This window comes from Rhizobium sp. BK049, from assembly GCF_014193135.1.
In the GTDB taxonomy this organism is placed as follows: Bacteria; Pseudomonadota; Alphaproteobacteria; order Rhizobiales; family Rhizobiaceae; genus Rhizobium.
Genome location: NZ_JACHYV010000019.1, coordinates 51,873 through 70,122, shown reverse-complemented (window position 1 = coordinate 70,122; position 18,250 = coordinate 51,873). Strand labels below are relative to the sequence as shown.

The 18,250-nt window shown below is 60.4% G+C and carries 19 protein-coding genes; 9 read left to right on the top strand and 10 right to left on the bottom strand.

From position 1 onward, the window contains the following. Position 1: 1 nt before the first annotated feature. From FHT70_RS19750 to FHT70_RS19740, 3 genes are read right to left on the bottom strand one after another with little or no spacing between them, the layout of a single operon-like run. Positions 2 to 1,114, bottom strand: coding sequence for a glycosyltransferase family 4 protein (locus tag FHT70_RS19750; protein WP_246721892.1), 1,113 nt, complete (start codon positions 1,112 to 1,114; stop codon positions 2 to 4). Next, complete coding sequence (locus FHT70_RS19745; RefSeq protein WP_097599707.1) at positions 1,111 to 3,153, bottom strand: NAD-dependent epimerase/dehydratase family protein; 2,043 nt, start codon at positions 3,151 to 3,153, stop codon at positions 1,111 to 1,113. Before FHT70_RS19745 ends, FHT70_RS19750 begins: the two co-directional genes overlap by 4 nt. Then, positions 3,150 to 4,253 (bottom strand): NAD-dependent epimerase/dehydratase family protein, encoded by a 1,104-nt coding sequence (locus tag FHT70_RS19740; RefSeq protein WP_183704224.1) that lies wholly within the window; start codon positions 4,251 to 4,253, stop codon positions 3,150 to 3,152. Before FHT70_RS19740 ends, FHT70_RS19745 begins: the two co-directional genes overlap by 4 nt. Positions 4,254 to 4,431: 178 nt before the next feature. On the opposite strand from FHT70_RS19740, the gene FHT70_RS19735 reads away from it, so the two are divergent. Together FHT70_RS19735 and FHT70_RS19730 are read left to right on the top strand one after the other, a co-directional pair. Beyond that, positions 4,432 to 5,421, top strand: coding sequence for a zinc-binding dehydrogenase (locus FHT70_RS19735; protein WP_183704221.1), 990 nt, complete (start codon positions 4,432 to 4,434; stop codon positions 5,419 to 5,421). After that, complete coding sequence (locus FHT70_RS19730; RefSeq protein ID WP_183704220.1) at positions 5,418 to 6,443, top strand: Gfo/Idh/MocA family oxidoreductase; 1,026 nt, start codon at positions 5,418 to 5,420, stop codon at positions 6,441 to 6,443. Before FHT70_RS19735 ends, FHT70_RS19730 begins: the two co-directional genes overlap by 4 nt. A gap of 4 nt (positions 6,444 to 6,447) precedes the next feature. On the opposite strand, the gene FHT70_RS19725 is transcribed toward FHT70_RS19730, so the two are convergent. From FHT70_RS19725 to FHT70_RS19720, 3 genes are all read right to left on the bottom strand, one after another. Then, the gene (locus FHT70_RS19725) at positions 6,448 to 6,618 is read right to left on the bottom strand and encodes a hypothetical protein (protein ID WP_183704217.1); all 171 of its coding nucleotides are present in this window, start codon (positions 6,616 to 6,618) and stop codon (positions 6,448 to 6,450) included. Beyond that, the gene (locus FHT70_RS30610) at positions 6,615 to 6,740 is read right to left on the bottom strand and encodes a hypothetical protein (protein ID WP_281411791.1); all 126 of its coding nucleotides are present in this window, start codon (positions 6,738 to 6,740) and stop codon (positions 6,615 to 6,617) included. Before FHT70_RS30610 ends, FHT70_RS19725 begins: the two co-directional genes overlap by 4 nt. Positions 6,741 to 6,808: 68 nt before the next feature. Then, on the bottom strand, positions 6,809 to 7,030 hold the full coding sequence (locus FHT70_RS19720) for a hypothetical protein (protein WP_183704214.1): 222 nt from the start codon (positions 7,028 to 7,030) through the stop codon (positions 6,809 to 6,811). A gap of 187 nt (positions 7,031 to 7,217) precedes the next feature. Between FHT70_RS19720 and FHT70_RS19715 the strand changes: the two genes are divergently transcribed. Then, a complete protein-coding gene (locus tag FHT70_RS19715; RefSeq protein WP_085781464.1) occupies positions 7,218 to 8,024 on the top strand; it encodes a nucleotidyltransferase family protein in 807 nt (268 codons plus the stop codon). Between the two features lie 10 nt (positions 8,025 to 8,034). Further along, positions 8,035 to 8,757: a metallophosphoesterase gene (locus FHT70_RS19710; protein ID WP_085781463.1), complete on the top strand. Its 723-nt coding sequence runs from the start codon at positions 8,035 to 8,037 to the stop codon at positions 8,755 to 8,757. A gap of 18 nt (positions 8,758 to 8,775) precedes the next feature. Here FHT70_RS19710 and FHT70_RS19705 read toward each other — a convergent pair whose 3' ends face one another. Beyond that, positions 8,776 to 8,982 carry a hypothetical protein gene (locus tag FHT70_RS19705; RefSeq protein WP_097599713.1) on the bottom strand — a complete coding sequence of 69 codons (207 nt, stop codon included), beginning with the start codon at positions 8,980 to 8,982 and terminating at the stop codon, positions 8,776 to 8,778. A 270-nt stretch (positions 8,983 to 9,252) separates the two neighbouring features. On the opposite strand from FHT70_RS19705, the gene FHT70_RS19700 reads away from it, so the two are divergent. Both FHT70_RS19700 and FHT70_RS19695 read left to right on the top strand, forming a co-directional pair. Beyond that, a complete protein-coding gene (locus FHT70_RS19700) occupies positions 9,253 to 10,422 on the top strand; it encodes a zinc-dependent alcohol dehydrogenase (RefSeq protein ID WP_183704211.1) in 1,170 nt (389 codons plus the stop codon). An 11-nt stretch (positions 10,423 to 10,433) separates the two neighbouring features. Continuing rightward, positions 10,434 to 11,234, top strand: a complete 801-nt coding sequence (locus FHT70_RS19695; protein ID WP_183704209.1) for an SDR family NAD(P)-dependent oxidoreductase — start codon at positions 10,434 to 10,436, stop codon at positions 11,232 to 11,234. Positions 11,235 to 11,305: 71 nt separating this feature from the next. Here FHT70_RS19695 and FHT70_RS19690 read toward each other — a convergent pair whose 3' ends face one another. From FHT70_RS19690 to FHT70_RS19680, 3 genes are all read right to left on the bottom strand, one after another. Then, positions 11,306 to 11,569: a hypothetical protein gene (locus FHT70_RS19690; RefSeq protein WP_064712032.1), complete on the bottom strand. Its 264-nt coding sequence runs from the start codon at positions 11,567 to 11,569 to the stop codon at positions 11,306 to 11,308. 54 nt (positions 11,570 to 11,623) lie between these two features. After that, positions 11,624 to 11,869 carry a hypothetical protein gene (locus tag FHT70_RS19685; protein ID WP_097599715.1) on the bottom strand — a complete coding sequence of 82 codons (246 nt, stop codon included), beginning with the start codon at positions 11,867 to 11,869 and terminating at the stop codon, positions 11,624 to 11,626. Positions 11,870 to 11,944: 75 nt separating this feature from the next. Further along, on the bottom strand, positions 11,945 to 13,843 hold the full coding sequence (locus FHT70_RS19680; protein ID WP_183704206.1) for an APC family permease: 1,899 nt from the start codon (positions 13,841 to 13,843) through the stop codon (positions 11,945 to 11,947). Between the two features lie 212 nt (positions 13,844 to 14,055). On the opposite strand from FHT70_RS19680, the gene FHT70_RS19675 reads away from it, so the two are divergent. The 3 genes from FHT70_RS19675 to FHT70_RS19665 all read left to right on the top strand — a co-directional run bounded on the left by FHT70_RS19675 (position 14,056) and on the right by FHT70_RS19665 (position 18,151). After that, on the top strand, positions 14,056 to 15,462 hold the full coding sequence (locus FHT70_RS19675) for a cytochrome B6 (RefSeq protein ID WP_183704203.1): 1,407 nt from the start codon (positions 14,056 to 14,058) through the stop codon (positions 15,460 to 15,462). 54 nt (positions 15,463 to 15,516) lie between these two features. Beyond that, entirely contained in the window at positions 15,517 to 16,107 is a 591-nt protein-coding gene (locus FHT70_RS19670; RefSeq protein WP_246721890.1) for a DUF4142 domain-containing protein, read from the top strand. A 61-nt stretch (positions 16,108 to 16,168) separates the two neighbouring features. Beyond that, entirely contained in the window at positions 16,169 to 18,151 is a 1,983-nt protein-coding gene (locus FHT70_RS19665; RefSeq protein WP_183704197.1) for a protein-L-isoaspartate(D-aspartate) O-methyltransferase, read from the top strand. Positions 18,152 to 18,250: the final 99 nt, after the last annotated feature.

The window sequence follows — 18,250 nt, the reverse complement described above, 5'->3', positions numbered from 1 at the left end:
ATTACTCCGCTGCTGTTGAAAAGCCACGCGCGCGCATGCCGGAATAGATCGCGCACATCGCCTCTGCCTGAGCCTCGACGCTGAAGGCGGCAGACCTGGCACGCGCTTTTCGTCCGAACGCTGCCCGCAGCTGCGGATCGTCGGCAAGCCTATTGAAAGCATCGGCGAAGGCATCGGAGCGATGCGGCTCGGCAAAAAGAGCAGCCCCGTCCCATATCTCGCGATAGGTTGGGATATCAGAAAGCACCAACGCCGCGCCCGCCCGCGCCGCCTCGAGAGCGGCTAGACCGAAAGGCTCGTAGAGGGACGGCGAGGCGACGATGGCCGCCCGCCGCGTCAAGGCGCTCATCCGCTCATGCGAAAGCTCGCCGCGGTGATCGGCATGGCGAAATCGCATGGTCTGGCCATTGGGACCGGTGGTCGCGCCGGCCGCCGCCACCGTCCATCGCGTCATAGCTGCAGCCTTATCCAGCACCGCGCCGTTTTTGCCGTCGTCCCACCAGCGCCCGGCGGCAAGAACAAACTCCTGCTTGGGCTCGTCGGAGGCCTCAAGGGCGCTGGCGTTGTGAACGACCTGGAGATTTCCGATCGTTCCATAGGCCGCTTCCATCGCTCTAGCATGGCTGCTGCTTGGTGCGATCACCGCGTCCGCACATGCAAAGCCCTTCTGGTTCAGACGATGCTGCCATTGCCAGTCCTTTGGCACTTCACGTCCGCGGACTACGGCAAACCAAGTGACGACACAGGAATGGCAAACCACGGCAATCGGCAGATTCGTTTCCATGCCCGCCGCCTGCGACGGCAGATTGAGATGCAGAAGATCGGCCTGTTCCCGGCGCGCGAGATCGGCGATCAGCCCCGGAACTTCGGCAACTGCCTCTTCATTCTCGACCGTCCAGTCGAGCGGCGCATCCAGCCAGACGAGCTTGCCGGCCCGGCCGGCCTCCGCAACCTTGTCGTCTGTCGGGAAAGGCCCCAGCCCCGCAAAGACAACCTCGATGTTGTTCGATTTCAGGGCGGCGGCCAAATCCATCGCGTAACGCCAGACGCCGCCGATGGCATCAACCGTCATCAGCACGCGGCGGTGCCCCTTGCTTCGTTCATGTTCGCTCATGCCGATGCCTTCCGCTTCTCCCTGCGGATCTGCCGGCCTCCGAAACGATGGGCGGTCAGCCATTCGGCGAGGTGCCGCAAACCATGACGCCATCCGATTCCGGCTTGCCAGCCGGTTTCCTGTTCAAGTCTCGTCGTGTCGGCCACGAAATAGAGTTGATCGCCGGCGCGCCATGGGCCAAAGCTGGTTTCGACAGGATGGCCGGCAAGCACTTCGATCTCGCGCAGCACCGCGAGCACGCTGACGGCGTTACGCGGCCCTCCGCCGAGGTTGAATGCTTTGCCGCTGACCCGCTCGATATTGGAAAACAGCGCCCGATAGGCAGCGACGGCATCATCGACATGCAGAATGTCCCGAACCTGCTTGCCGTCGCCGTAGATGGAAATGGGCTCGCCGCCGAGCGCGCGGATCAGGAAATGCGCCACCCAGCCCTGGTCCTCGGTGCCGAACTGGCGCGGTCCGTAGATGCAGCTCATCCGCAGGACGGCGGCAGGAATGCCGTAGGACTTCGCGTAGTCGAGGATATACTGATCGGCCACGCCCTTCGAACATCCATACGGCGTGCAGAAATCGAGCGGCCGATCCTCGCCGATCCCTTGCGTCCTGATGGTCTCGTCTTCGGGAAGATAACGATCGTCGAGTTCGATCATGCCGAGTTCGTCGAGAGCACCATAGACCTTGTTGGTGCTGGCGAAGATGACGGGAGCCCGTTTGCCTGCTCTGCGCACCGATTCCAGCACATTGAGCGTGCCGCGCGCGTTCGTTTCGAAATCCTCCAGCGGATCGACGAGGCTGGTGGTCACCGCCGTCTGGGCAGCATAATGGAAGACGGCCTTGGCATCCCTGAAGGCTGCTTCGATGCCCAGCAGATCACGAACGTCAGCGAGGACCGGATGCACCCGCCCGCCATGCCGCTCCTTCAGCCAGGAGAGATTCTGATCGACTCCCGATCGTGCCAGATTGTCGAGGATGATGACGTCCTCGCCATCGCTCAGCAGGCGGTCGGCGAGATTGCAGCCGACAAACCCGCTGCCGCCGGTGACGATGATCGGCGCGGCGCCAGAGGCGATGTTGGGAGCGGCAAGGGCCGCGACCTCCTCCAGCCTCTTGACGCCTCCTTCCATAAGAAGGCGGGCAAGCAGCTTCGGTTTATTGTCGTGGCTGACAGCGCCCAGATGATAATGCCTGGGATCGAACCACAGGCCTTCCTGAACTGGAACATCCGGCGGCACGTCGCGCCATGAATACCAGTACATGCGATCGGCCGGCACGTTCAGTGCCTTGATGAAGCGCCGCGCCTGTTCGACCTCGTCATTGCGCCAGGTGGAGTAGCCGGTTTCGGTGATCCATATTTCTGCATCGGCATTATAACGATCGATAATCCCACGCATCTCTCCGAGATGCATGTCCCAGCCGCCCCAGCTTGCCTCCTCGCTGTCCCAGGTTCCAGGGAAACCGTGGAAGCCGACGGCATCGACGACGCCAAGTACGCCGCGCGTGCCCATCAGATTGAGCCAATGGGGATCGAAGGGGCACGGGCCGCCAAGCACCGGCTTATAGCCCCTCTGCTTCGCCCAGTAGGCGGCGCCTCCGACCATTTCGCAGAAAAGCAGAAAGTCGCTGTCGTGGCGCCAATCCCAGTCAAGCAGGTTGTTCGGCTCGTTCCAGAGCTCGATATGACTGAGATAGCGGCCATAGCGCGTCAGGATATGATCGACGAAGTCGGCATAGGATTTGAGATCGACAGGCGCGCCCGAAGACTTGCCAGTCCGGGACAGAGACGGCGGCGTATAGTGTATACACGGCAGAAGATCGATTTCGCTGCCGATACGCGGGATCAGCCAATCGAACCATTGCCGGCCGCCGGGGGCCAGATATTCGGCCCAGGAAAGATGCGTCCGGAGATAACTGGCGCCGCTTCCCAGAATATCCGGCAGCGCGACCTCAGCCCGCTCATATTCACCAGGCCGGAACCATTCGACGAAACCGAATTGCCTCGTCTCCTGATGATCGGATGCTCGAGCACCGGCCTTGTTCATGAAACCAGCCCCCGCTCTTCCAGTTGCCGCTTCATTTCGGCGCCGCGGTCGACCGCCCCGGTTTGCCGCACCCATTCGGCAAAGGGGGCAAGCGCATTTTCGAGACGATATTTCGGTTCGAAGCCGAGCAGTTCGCGCGCCTTGGAAATGTCGGCGAAGCAATTGCGGATGTCTCCCGAACGCGCCTTGTGCATGATGTCAGGGCCGATCTCGGGCACGCCCATGGCATCGGCAAGAAGCGTCGCGACATCGGCGATCGAATAGGCCTGGCCGCTGCCGATGTTGATCACGTGACCGGCTGCCGCGGGTTTTTCCAGAGCCAGGCGGAAGGCTGTCGCCACGTCGCGAACATGGACGAAATCGCGCCGCTGCCTGCCATCCTCGAAGATCATCGGCGGCTGGCCGTTGGCGAGGCGCGAACCGAAATTGGCGAGTACGCCGGTGTATGGATTGGAAAGCGCCTGGCCCGCTCCGAAAACGTTGAAGAGACGCAGCGCGACGGCATCCAGCCCGTAGGCTTCGCCGAAAATCAGAACCTGCCTCTCCTGGGCATATTTCGTCAAAGCGTAGATGGACGCCAGATCGACCGGTTTCTCCTCATCGGTGGCGACCGGTGTCAGCGGCTGGTTATCCTGATCAAGCGGATCCCACCGGCCCTGCTTGACATGCTGCATGCGCCGCTTGACATAGCCGAGCCGCTTTCCATCCACCGTCCGATAGAGCCCCTCTCCATAGACACTCATCGACGAGGCGACGACGATTGTCTTGACGGGAAGCCCTATCATGGCTTCGAGGAGCACCGCGGTGCCGAGGTCGTTGCAGCCTACATAGCGGGCAATTTCGTACATCGACTGCCCAACGCCGACTTCGGCGGCGAGATGAATGACGCCGTCCACACCGGCAAGCGCCGCGCGCACAGCGTCCTTGTCCCGGACATCGCCTTGGATGATCTCTGCTCCATCAGGCAAGCTGATTTCGGCATCGCCATGCACCTGATCGATCAGCGCATCGAGAATGCGCACATCATAGCCATTGTTCAGAAGTTCTTCAGCAACGTGGCGACCAATGAAGCCGCATCCTCCAGTTATCAAAATCGTCATTATGAGATCCGTCCGGTTGAATAATTTGCTTCGGAGATAGGCGCCGAACCGAAGGCGGATGGAAAAGTTCCTTCTTCAATGACATCTTTATTGACTTCATCATCAATGACTTCTTTGAGCTCTACCGGAACTCTTCAGGAGGCCTGTTGTTCTAGGGGTGCCACATGGAGGACATCTCATGGACATTGCGGCGATACAGAAGGCCGGGCTCATGCGGGCTGCCATCGTCACCGGCCCCGGACATATTTCGGTGGAGACCCGCCCCCTGCCCGAACCCGGTTCGGGCCAGGTCAGGGTGAAACTGGAAGGATGCGGCGTCTGCGCCTCGAACCTCACGCCCTGGGCCGGACCGGACTGGATGACGTTCCCCACCGAGGCAGGTGGGCTAGGCCATGAAGGCTGGGGTATTGTCGACGCCATTGGCCCCGATGTCACGGGGATTCGGATCGGAGAGCGGGTTGCCGTTCTTTCCTACCATGCCTACGCCACGCACGACATTGCCGATGCCTCGATGGTCGCATCATTGCCGAAGGAGTTGGATGGCAAGCCCTTTCCGGGCGAACCGCTCGGATGCGCCATGAACATCTTCGGCCGCAGCAATATCGAGAGCGGCCAGACCGTCGCCATCATCGGCATCGGATTCCTGGGCGCCCTCCTCACCCGGCTTGCCGCGGCAGCCGGCGCAAGGGTGATCGCCATCTCGCGCCGGCCCTATTCACTCGAGGTGGCGAGAGAAATGGGAGCGGCCGAGACCATTCCGATGGACGATCATTGGCAAATCATCGAGAGCGTCAAAACACTCACGGGCGGAAAATTCTGCGATTGCGTCATCGAAGCCGTCGGAAAACAATGGCCGCTCGACCTGGCGGGCGAGCTTACGAAGGAACGGGGGCGACTGATCATCGCCGGTTATCACCAGGACGGGCCCCGTCAAATCAACATGCAGCTTTGGAACTGGCGCGGGCTCGACGTCATCAACGCCCACGAGCGCGAGCCGGCCGTCTATATCAAAGGTATTCGCGACGCCATAGAAGCCGTGCGCCAGGGCCGGATCGATCCGCAGCCGCTCTACACGCATGCCTATCCGCTGGAGAGGCTGGACGACGCCCTCAACACGACGCGCGACCGGCCGGCCGGGTTTCTCAAGGCTCTGGTGCAATATTCATGAATGAATTGATTTCCGAAGAAAATGCGGCGAACGCCAAACGGCTGAAGCTCGGCTTTCTCGGCGTAGGCTGGATCGGCCGGCATCGGATGAAAGCGATCCTCGGGAGCGGCGTGGCCGAGGCTGTCGCCATCGCCGACCCCTCAACAAATATGGCCCGAGAGGCCCTGGCGCTTGCCCCGGATGCCAGGATCGTCGCCGATCTGGACGGGTTGTTGGAGCAGGAGCTCGACGGCGTCGTGATCGCAACGCCAAGCGCCACACATGCCGAACAGTCCATCCGCGCCCTCGGGGCAGGCTTTGCCGTCTTCTGCCAGAAGCCCCTTGGCCGAACCGCATCCGAGGTCAGGGCTGTCGTCGATGCTTCCAGAACCGCCGACAGGCTGCTTGGCGTCGATCTTTCCTATCGACACACGCAAGGCATGCAGCAGATCCGGCAGCTCATCCATTCGAGCGCTCTTGGAAAGATCTTTGCGGCCGATCTGACCTTCCACAATGCCTATGGCCCGGATAAACCGTGGTTCTACGACAAGAGCCAGTCCGGCGGCGGCTGCGTCATCGATCTCGGCGTTCACCTCGTCGACCTGGCCTTGTGGTGCCTCGATTTCCCCCCCGTCACCAATGTCACGAGCGCCTTGAGAGCCGGTGGGAAAAGGCTCGAAAACAACGGTCAGGTCGAGGATTTTGCAGCCGCGACGCTGACGCTTGCCGGCGGCGAAATCATCCGACTGACATGCTCCTGGCGTCTCAATGCCGGCTGTGACGCCGAGATCGGAGCCGATTTCTTCGGAACCGAGGGAGGGGCCTCCTTCAGGAATGTCGATGGCTCATTCTACGATTTTACGGCCGTCAGGATGTTCGGCACTTCGAGCGAAACTCTGGCCCTCCCCCCGGACGATTGGGGCGGAAGGGCTGCCGTGGATTGGGCAAGAAAGCTCGCCGCAGGCCAGCGCTACGATCCCGCGTGTGAGAATTTTATCGCAGTGGCGGAGGCGATCGACGGTATCTACGGCGCCGGCATGTAATCGATCAGGAGCCCTTGATAAGGCCGTAAAGCGCTATCGTCGCATAAAGGGTGAATGCAACGACGGCGACCGTGCCGACCAGGATCAGTGCTATCCTGCCGGCATTGAGCCGCGTGCGCCTGCCCACGGAAGATGACGACGGCCGCTGAACTGGATCTTTATCGCCATCGCTCATCGTGTCTGCTCCGTCGTCGCGGCAGGTGATTTCTCGTCCGGTTCGCCGGGATGCGTCATCCATGTGAATGCGAGTGCGACAAGGCAGGCGATCAGGAAGATGGTGACAACGAATATCATCATGCGCCGCGGCGGCTGGGAGTTATCGTGGCTCATTCCTGAAGGGAAAGAGCCGCCTTTCCTCACCTCGCTCATGGCGCGCCCCTTTGCGGAAGCTCCGTCTCTTCATCGAGCTTCTCCTTGAGTTCGTCGAGCCGATCGCGCAGCAGCGACGCTTTCATGGGCCTTGCTTCCGCATCCGGCACCTCAACCGTCTGGCCGCTATCATCGGGAATGCCGGGGCCGCTTTCAGCAATCGTCTCGTTTCTGGGCCTGCCATTCGTGCCGGTCGATATTTTTGCTTTTCTGTCCATGACAGCCTCCGTTCAATTCTGGGGACGGTTACGCGCCCTTTGGCCAAACGACGCGGCGCTGGCGAAGTTCCGGAATGACCCGGGGGTGTCATGGCATGTCCTCTCCGAGCTCATCGTCAGGATGGAGCGCGGCGGAACATAGAAGCCATCCAAGTGTTGCTTTGCGTATCAATCACTGGGATCGACAATGACCGCTCGAAGTGCCGAAAGAGACAAAAACAACAACACGCTCATGAAAGTGAAGGCGGTTCCGGAACTCATCGATCCCGACGCCGAGCCGTTCGTGACCCAGGCCGTCCGAGAGCTCGTCGGATCGCAGATCCCGTTTCTGGTCGCCGGCACCTATGCCGTCTGCGCCTATACGGGCATTTCGCGCCAGACGAAGGACTTCGACATATTTTGCAAAGCGGGCGACTACGCGCGCATCCTTGGCCATTTCAAATCCAAGGGCTACACGGTTGAAGTCGAAGACGAGCGCTGGCTCGGAAAGGTCTTCAAGGGCAACCATTTCTTTGACGTCATCTTTGCCTCCTCCAACGGAACGATGCCGGTCGGCGACGACTGGTTCGAGGATGCGCGCAGAGTCAAGATGTGCGGCCACACGGTCAGGATCGTCAGCCCGACCGAATTGGTCTGGTCGAAGTGCTTTGTCCAACTGCGCCACCGCTATGATGGCGCCGATATCGCGCACGTCATCTTGAAGGCACATGACTCCATCGATTGGCGCAAGCTGCTGGCTTATCTGGAAGTCCACTGGGAAGTCCTCCTCATCCATCTTCTCAATTTCAGGTGGATCTACCCGACCGAGCGAGACAAGATTCCGCAATGGCTGCTGGACGAACTGCTGGATCGGCTCAAGGCGCAGCAGGAGCTGCCATTGCCGCAAATGAAAATATGCCGCGGCCGGATGTATTCCCGCGTGGATTTCGAAATCGACGTGAAGGAATGGGGTTTTGCCGATGTCGGCGGCGAAGGTGAATTGCGAGGAGATTAGGAGAACCGTAATGGATGAACAGCGAAAGAGCGTGAGAATTGCGGCGGTGGCCGATCTTCATGTGACCGAAGACGGCGCCAAGTCCTACAAGGATCTGTTCGCGGAGATTTCCTCCGTGGCCGACGTTCTCGTCATCGCCGGCGACCTCACCGATCTCGGCAAGCCCAAGGAAGCCGAACTGCTTGCGAGCGATCTGCGCCATTGCACCGTGCCGACAGTCGCCGTCCTTGGCAACCATGATCACGAGAGCGGCCAGGTCGATGACGTCTGCCGGGTGCTGACGGATGCCGGCGTGAAACTGCTCAACGGCCAGGCGGCCGAAGTCGCCGGCGTCGGTTTCGTCGGCGTCAAGGGCTTTGCCGGCGGCTTCGGGCGACACATGCTCGGCTCGTTCGGTGAGGCGGCGATCAAGGCGATGGTTGCCGAAAGCGTCGAGGAGTCAATGCGCTTGGAAAACGCGATGCGCCAGGTCCGCTCCGATCGTTCCCTCGTCATCTTGCACTACGCGCCGATTGCCGAAACAGTGGCGGGCGAACCCCTGGAAATCTATCCGTTTCTCGGCTCTTCACGGCTGGCCGAAACGATCGACCGATTCCGCGTCAATGCGGTCGTACACGGTCATGCCCACCGGGGATCCTATGAGGGCCGCACACCGGGCGGCGCCCCCGTCTACAATGTCGCGGCCCATATCGAGAAACCCACCGGCAAGACTTACGCGTTGCTTGATCTCTGACTGGCCCGACTGTCACGATTATTTGTTGGTGCGTCCACGATGGCGTGGATTCACACCGCCCTGAGGCGTCGTGTCGTTGGCCGTATCGCCTTCCACGGTGTTTTCGGCCTGCATCGCTTCGTCGTCCGGCGGCGAGACGATGCCACGCGAACGGCTGATGCCCGGATCGTCTGTAAGGTCGATATCGCTTGGCTTCGTGGTCTTGGCATGTTTGGGGGAGGTCATGATTTTCTCCTTGAAACGTTGCGACCCTTCCGCAGTGAACTCACTGGATGGTCCCCGGTTCCCCTGAGGCGGCCCAGAACCCGTGACCATGAAAGCCCTGCATCGTCGGGAACATTTCTCCGAAGCTGAGGTTGAAGCGCCATTAGAGCGCTGCGCGTCCTTTCGGACGCTCAAAAGCGCTCTAACACCTTGGATCTGCGCATTGGCCTTTCCGAAAATCGATTCCAATTTTCGGACCGATGCGCTGGCGACCGGCGAGGAGGAACCATCGTGAGAGCTCTGACGTGGCATGGCAAGCATGACATCCGCTGTGACAGCGTCCCCGATCCTCATATCCAGGACGGGCGCGATGCCATCATCAAGGTTACGGCTTGCGCGATCTGCGGATCGGATCTGCATCTCTACGACGGCGTCATGCCGGAGATGCACAGCGGCGACATCATGGGTCATGAGACGATGGGCGAAGTGGTGGAAGTCGGCAAGGACAATACCAAGCTCAAGGTCGGCGACCGCGTCGTCGTGCCCTTTACCATCTCCTGCGGCGAATGTTTCTTCTGCAAGCGCGGCTTCTATTCCGGTTGCGAGCGCTCAAATCCGGATCGAGCCAAGGTCGCGAAACTCTGGGGCAATTCGCCGGCGGGCCTGTTCGGCTACTCGCATCTGCTCGGCGGCTATGCCGGCGGACAGGCGGAATATCTGCGCGTGCCCTATGCCGATGTCGGGCCGATCAAGGTGCCGGCAGGGCTTTCCGACGAGCAGGTGCTCTTTCTTTCGGATATTTTCCCAACCGGTTATATGGCGGCCGATTTCTGCAACATCCAGCCCGGCGATACGATCGCGATCTGGGGCTGCGGCCCCGTCGGCCAGATGGCAATACGCTCGGCCTTCCTGCTCGGAGCCGAACGGGTGATCGCCATCGATGCAGTGCCCGAGCGGATGGCGCTCGCGCAAGCGGCCGGCGCCGTCACCCTCGATTTCATGGACAAGGACGTCTACGAGCAGATCATGGAATTGACCGACGGGCGAGGTGCGGACGCCTGCATCGATGCCGTCGGAACCGAAGCCGAAGCAGCCGCCAGCTGGGATTCGCGCCTCGACCGCATCAAGGTCGCCATGTTCATGGGCACGGACCGACCGCATGTGCTGCGTCAGGCTATCCACTGCTGCCGCAACTTCGGCACGGTCTCGATCGTCGGCGTCTATGGCGGTTTTCTCGACAAGATCCCGATCGGTTCGGCAATCAATCGGGGACTGACCTTCAAGATGGCGCAGACGCCGGTCCAGCATTATCTGCCGATCCTAATGGAGCGTATTGAAAAGGGCGACATTGATCCGTCCTTCGTCATCACTCATCGCGGCACGCTGGAAGACGGTCCGGCCCTCTACAAGACGTTCCGCGACAAGCAGGACGGATGCATCAAGGTCGTCCTGAAACCTTAAGGAGAAACATGATGGCTGATCGTCAATCAGGCAAAGGCCTGGCGGTCGTCACCGGCGCCTCCACCGGCATCGGCTACGAACTGGCGAAGTGCGCGGCCCGGGACGGTTATGATCTCATCGTTGCCGCCGACGAGGAACGGATCAACCAGGCAGCCGCCGATCTCAAGGCGTTCGGCACCTCAGTCGATGCTGTCGAGGCCGACCTTTCAACGCTTGAAGGTGTCGATCGGCTGACCGAGCGCATCTCCGCGAGCGGCCGATCGGTCGATCTGTTGATGGCCAATGCCGGGCGCGGCATCGGCGAAGGTTTCCTCGACCAGAATTTCAATGAAGCGCGCAAGGTCATCGAAACCAACATCACCGGAACGATCTACCTGATCCATCAGATCGGCAACCAGATGCGCAGCCGCGGCGCGGGCCGCATCCTGCTGACAGGCTCGATCGCCGGATTTATGCCGGGCTCCTACCAGGCCGTTTATAACGCCACCAAGGCCTTCATCAACAGCTTCTCCTTCGCCTTGCGCGAGGAGTTGAAGGATTCCGGCGTCACCGTCAGCTGCCTCATGCCGGGGGCGACGGAAACCGAGTTCTTCAAACGCGCCGGTCTTCTGGATACGGCGATCGGTCAGTCGAAGAAGGACGACGCCGGCGAAGTCGCGCGCATCGGCTATGACGCGATGATGGACGGCGAAGGCGATGTTGTGAGCGGTTGGAAGAACAAGCTCCAAGCTGCCGTTGCCAATGTCACGCCGGCAAGCGTGCTCGCCCATCAGCATTCGAAGGTGGCAAAGCCCGGTTCGGGCACAAAATAGATGGCAGCTTGCCTAAACGACTGGTCGCCGCCATCATCACGGCAGCGACCAAAGCCAATGAGATCGAGCGCTCAGTCGCGCTCGACGAATTTGTTGAAGCGGCTCGTCTTTCCGTCCTTGGTCTTGTCCTGGTAGAGAAAGGCGAGCTTGTTTTCATCGAAGATCTTGAAGAATTCGTCCCAGTCGATCTCGTCGAATTCCTCTTCCTTTTCTCCGAAATCGATCCGGAGAACGCCGCCTTTGCCGCGCGTCCGGATAGCTGCCGGCCTGCCGTCCCTTTCCTCCGCCCATTTGCGGATTTTCTTGTGATCCGTCGTTGTCTCGGAACTGCTCATTGAAGCCTCCATTCCTCTTGGTTTTGAGCGATGGTGCTGCCATGGCTCACGCGGTTACAGCAGCGGTTGTCTTTGCTTCCAGTCACGATAGGGCGCGAGCACTTGGCCAGGATAACGCCGCTCGATCTCGTCCTCGGTCAAAGCAATCCGGAAGAGAACCTCCGCCGTCGCATCGTTCTTGGCGGCATTGCTCGCATTTTCCAGCGCGCTCATCGTCAAGAACAGCTCGTCGTCAGTCATCGCCTCGAGGCGGGTGGCAAGCTCTTCGACCGGTTCTGTCATAAGTGGATTCGCGGACATCGGCGCCTCTTTGCTGATGCCTGTCCAACTTCCCTCCGCACACTAAGTTCCGCCACGGGGCGGCGCAAAGGCCCCTCACGCCGCCGACTGCTCCTCCCGATATAGCCGCCAGGGAACCGTCGCCACCGTCAGGCGGGGACCTCCAAGCTTGACCAGTTTTGCCCTTAGCCGTCCTGCCCTGTTCATGTGCAGCAGCTTCTGCCACCATTTGTCTTTCACCGTTTCAGGGATCAGAACCGCGACCCGCCTCTCCGGACTATCGGCATCGAGCTTTTCGATCAGCCGCAAAAGCGGTTCATGCAGTTGCCGATAAGGCGCTGGGATGAGCATGAGCCGCGGCGGCTTCAGCCCGTGGGCGGCGATCGGCTCTTCCACCTCGATGCGCCATTCCTCGCGAAGCGCCTTTTCACCTTCCTCCCGATCGGGCCCACCGAGACGGATGAAATGGACGGCCACAACATCGGGCGAGATCGTCAGTGCGAACTTGATGGCGCGTTCGCTCAACCTGTTCCATGTTTCGGTTACGACGAGAACGGTTGGCGGCTCGATATCTTCGACGGTGATAGGACCAGGCGTCCTGAGTTCGCGTTGAAGCGAGCGGTAGTAGCTCTTGATCGATTTCAGAATGGCAATGGTCACCGGGACCGTGATGAGGGTGATCCACGCGCCCTCCGCAAACTTGGCGATCAGGATGATGATGAGCGCCGCACCTGTCGAAACCGCGCCGACCGCGTTCATCGTCAGCTTTGCGGTGTACCTCTTGGGCTGACGGCGCCAGTGAACGGTCATCCCTGCCTGAGAAATCGTGAACGTCAAAAATGCGCCGATTGCAAAGAGCGGGATCAGATGATCGGTGATTCCTCCGAAGACGGTCAGAAGCAGCGCGGCGAAGCCGGAAAGAAAGAGGATGCCGACAGTAAATACCAGCCGGCGTCCCGGCTGGGCGAAGGCCTTGGGAAGATAGCCGTCGGCGGCGACCATCTGGCAAAGACGTGGGAAGCCCACAAAACTGGTATTGGCCGACAGGCAAAGGACACTGAGAAGGCTTGCCATCGCGATATAGTAGAAGGCGCCATGGCCAGCGACGGCGGCGATCAGCTGCGACAGCACGCTCTGGTAGCCCTCCTTCGTCTGATCCATTGCGCCGATTTCGAAGACGGTAGCGATGGCGGCGATACCGCCGAGCAGCAGACCGAGGATGACAACGATGACGGTGAGCGTGATATGGGCATTGCGCAGGACGAGCTGCCTGAACGATCCCATCCCGTTGGAAACGGCTTCCACTCCGGTCATCGCCGTGCAGCCGCTGGCGAATGCATGCATAAGCAGCCATATGGTCGCGCCCTGTGCTATCGGGTTCAGCGGAGGCGGGGAGACGACGGGTGCAGGTTTCTCCACCAGGGCCATCGCGATCAGGCCGTAGCCGATGACGCCCAGGAAGCAGATGATAAAGAGATAGGTCGGCAGTGCAAATAGCCAACCGGCCTCTCCCGTTCCGCGCAAATTGGCGAGCATGACGATGAGGACGACGACGAGGCAGAGAGGCAGAATGTACGGATGAAGGCCCGGTAACGCCGAGACAAGCGCTCCGATTCCTGCCGAAACGCCCACAGCGACATTCAAGACGTAATCGATCATCAACGCTGCAGCAGCAAGCAGGCTTGGATATACCCCAAGATTTTCCTTCGCCACCACATAGGCGCCGCCATTCGTCGGGTAGGCGGCAAGCGTCTGCCGGTAGGAGAAATAAAGGATCGTCAGCAGAGCGACAATGCAGCCCATCACTGGTCCGATATAGGTCAGACCGAGCGCCCCCAGCGGCATGAGAATGGTGAGCGCTGCCTCGGGGCCGTAAGATGACGATCCCAAGCCATCGAGCCCCATTGCGGGCACTGCCTCTATCCAACCGATCTTCTTGTCTTCGTGCTCGCGATTGGCGAGACGGCGACCAAACAGGAAAGTCGCGAGGTTCATTTCTATTCCTATCCCGGGGCTGACGGCGATAACCAACAATCGGCGCTCGCTCGGGTTCCCGGCGCCGCGGCATAGGCTATTCCCGGCACGAGACAGTCCGCTGCCCCCGAACCGATCAACCAGAAACTGCAGACCGCACGCGAATTGTGCGGAACAATTAGTTCCGCGTGCAGTTCGGACGCCAGCTCAACCCGCGAGCAGAGGAGAGGGACATGCGGAAATCTCATGCTGTTGGACTGCTTTACGCGGCCTCTTTTGCCGGTGTCGGCGTCCTTGCAGCCGGCGCCTTGTCAGACCCCTTACCGCCCGACACTACCTATCGGCCTTTGCCGACCATGCCGTTTTCCGAGGCAAGGAAAATCGACGAGGCGCAGAAACCCGAGGTCGCTCAACGGCAGCGCACCCTTCTGGAGCGGCGTTACGATCTGGCGGACAAGCCGATGCCGGGTGTCATGATGTCGGGGGGCATGAAGCCGGTGCAAGATGGCATCCGCGTGAAGCTTCCGGCGGACACGAGCTGGGATCAGCTGGCGGACATGACACCGGCAGAGATCAAGGAGAAGAACCTGCTTCCGGAAGGCTTCCTGCCCCTGCCGCATGTGAAGCAGGCGACCGGCGGGCAAGTTTTTCCCAATCGCCAGATCGATGAGATAAATGCGAGGGAAATGCGGGATCTCCGCCGCTTCGACGTCGATTTCGACCTTCCCGACAACCTCACCCCGGAATTCCCGCCACCTGTCTTTCTGACTACCCATCCGGAGCTCGGCGACGTTTCCCGTGGCCAGTTGCTGACGATCAAGAACTTCTACGAAATCATGAACGGCATCATCACGCCGGTTCAGATGGAAGGGCTGCGGCTGCTTCTGACGCCCTTTCCGCAGGAAGAGTTCAACCAGACCGAGGACAGGAAGGTCGCGGACCAGAGCATGGGCGTCGCCTGTCTCGACTGTCATGCCAATTTCCACACCAATGCAGCCTTTCACCTGACCCCGGATGTTCGCCCGCAAGCGGACCGTTTCCGGTTAGATACGACAAGCCTGCGCGGCCTTTTCAACCAGCAGATTCACGGATCGAAGCGCTCGCTGCGGTCGGTCGAAGACTTCACCGAATTCGAACAGCGAACGGCCTACTTCAACGGCGACCATGTCAGCGCGACACGCAAAGGCGTCAATCTTCCCGACCGCCCGAACCAGGTCGCGATGATGGCGCAGATGCAAAATATCATCGATTTCCCACCCGCTCCGAAGCTCGACCCGTTCGGTCGGCTGGATCCCGCGCTCGCCACCTCCCAGGAACTGGCCGGCGAAAAAATCTTCATGGGCAAGGGACGCTGCGCCGATTGCCACGTTCCCCAGACGGAGTTCATGGACAACAACATGCATGACCTGAAGCTCGAACGATTTTACAGGATCGGCCAGGCTTACAATGATCTCGTCACGCTGCCTGACGGCCCCATCAAAACCTTCACGCTGCGGGGCATCAAGGATTCGCCGCCATATCTGCATGACGGCCGGCTGATGACGCTCGCCGACACCGTCGAATTCTTCAATCTAGTCCTCGGGATCAAACTGACCGGACAGGAGAAGAAGGATCTTGTCGCCTACCTGTTGACGCTGTGAGGCATGAAGGAGAGGCCCATGTATCGCAACCCTATCGCCGTGCTCACGACGGTCATGCTGCTCGGCAGCACCGCTTTCGCTCAGATCGGCAATCCGGCCGGAATGGGCGCCGACACAAAGATGTCGAAGCCCGGCGTTCCCGCTCCGCACCAGACTAATAGCCAGGACAGGCTGTTTGCTCAGCTCGCAGCCGCCGGCGGGCTGGCGGAGGTCGAACTGGGCAGGATGGCGTCCAGCAGAGCGAAAGCGGATGCCGCCAAACAGTTCGCGGAGATGATGGTCCGCGATCACACGGAGGCTAACGCCAAGCTGAAAGAGTTGGCTGAGGCTGCCAAAATTCCGCTTCCCGAGACGCTCGATCCGGATCATCAAGTGGTTCGCGACCAGTTGGACAAGCTGAGCGGCACGCCGTTCGATACTGCCTACATCAAGGCACAGATCGTCGACCATCAGAAGACGGCGCAACTGCTGGCTTGGGAAATCTCCCTCGGTGAAGACGCCGAAATGCAACGTCAGGCGGCGTCGATGCTGCCAATCGTGCTCGATCATCTTAGACGCGCGCAGGAAATCAATGCCGAGCTGACGGGCGCGGCAATCCGGTTGCCCGCGCAAGCCATGGCGGCAAGCGGGCCGAAGCCGCAATAGCGCCATTGCCCCGGAACAACCGCCTGCATTCAGCTGTTCTCCTTGAGAGTGGAGGTGATCCATGGATATGACCCGCAGCCGAGACCACATGGTCGAACATCATGTCGTGGGTCGCGGCATTCGCGATCGAAGCGTCACCAGGGCGATGCGGATGGTCCCGCGCGAAAAATTCGTCGATCCCGGCTTCGAGGAATTCGCCTATGAGGATGCCCCGTTATCGATCGGCGAGGGGCAGACAATTTCGCAGCCTTACATCGTCGCACTGATGATCGAAAAAGCCGATCTGGACGCCGGCGACAAGGTTCTGGAGGTCGGAACCGGTTCCGGCTACGCCTCGGCCCTCATCAGCCGGATCGCAAAACACGTCTATTCCATCGAACGGCATGAAAGATTGGCGGTTCAGGCCCGGGAGCGATTCGACAAGCTCGGATACCGCAACATCGACGTCCGGGTCGGCGACGGCAGCAAGGGCTGGGCCAAAGCCGCTCCCTTCGATGCCATCATCGTGTCGGCGGGCGCACCGGAGGTTCCGGCCTCCTTGAAGGAGCAGCTGGATCTCGGAGGGCGCCTCATCATCCCGGTCGGCCGAGGTGAAGAGCAGCGGCTGAAACGCATCACGCGCACCGGTGCAACCACCTTCGAGGAGGAGGATCTCGGCGGCGTCTTCTTCGTTCCCCTGATCGGCGAGGATGCCTGGACTGCCGCACATCCGATGTACACGGCGGCAGCCCCGTCATCGCGCATGGAGGAAGCGCCTGACAAACTCATCGCGGCCGTGGCGGAAGAATTTCCCTCGGTCGACGACCGGAGCTTTGCCGCCCTTTTCGATCGGTTTGCCGAAAGCCGTATCGTTCTGCTTGGTGAATCCACCCATGGCACGGCCGAATTCTACGAGGCGCGCGCGGCCATCAGCCGTCACCTGATCGAACATCACGGCTTTAACATGGTGGCGGTCGAAGCGGATTGGCCGGACGCCGTGGCGGTCGACCGCTGGATAAACGGTCAGCCGTCGAAAGGCGATCAGCCATTCAGCCGTTTTCCCAAGTGGATGTGGCGGAACCTCGAATTTTCGCGGTTCCTCGGCTGGCTGAAGACGGATAATGAGCGTCGCAAGGGTTTACACGCCGATCCGGTTCGGTTCTACGGCCTGGATCTCTACAACATGTCGGGATCGATCCGCTCCGTCCTCGACTATCTCGAAAATGTCAGCCCGGAAACCGCCCAAATTGCCAGGGAACGCTATGGCTGCCTCAGCCCCTGGCAGAGCGATCCGGCGACTTACGGCCGGGCCGTGCTTACCGATGCCTATAGATCATGCGAGGAGGCGGTGCTAAGGCAATGCACGGAGCTGCTGGCGCGCTCCCTGGACGACGCTGCCTCAGACGGTCGTGACTTTCTGAACGCCGCCCAGTCGGCGCGGTTGCTAGCCGCAGCCGAGCGGTATTACCGGATCATGTATTACGGCGGTTCTCAGGCCTGGAATCTCCGCGACACCTACATGGCCGATACAGTCGAGCATCTCCTCGACTTCCACGGTCCGACGGCAAAGATCATCATATGGGCGCACAACTCGCATATCGGCGATGCCCGCTATACCGATATGGCAGCCGCCCGCGACGAACTGAACCTTGGCCAGCTGTGCCGGCAGCGTTTCGACGGAATGACAAGCCTCATAGGACTGGGAACGCATTCCGGTGAGGTGATGGCGGCAAACGACTGGGATGGACAGGCCGAGAAGAAGCAAGTCAATCCGTCCCTGCCGCAAAGCTACGAGCGTCTCTGTCACGATTCCGGAAAGCCGCGATTTCTTCTCGACCTCGCGGCCGATGAAGAATTGCATGCAAGCCTCGTCGAACAGCGGCTTCAGCGCTTCATTGGCGTCATCTACCGGCCGGAAACGGAACGGCTGAGCCATTACATGTCGACATCGCTGTCGCGGCAATATGATGCATTTCTCTGGTTCGATGAAACTCGAGCGCTTTCACCGCTTGTGGCACCGGAGTCCGGTTCATCGGATCCGGAAACGTTTCCCTTTGGGCTCTAAGCCCCGGCCTCTGTCGGACGAACAGCGATCATCACAACGCGATAAGGCGGGAACTCTGCGCCTGCCCGCAAGTTTGGCGATTACCAACCCAGGAGATCC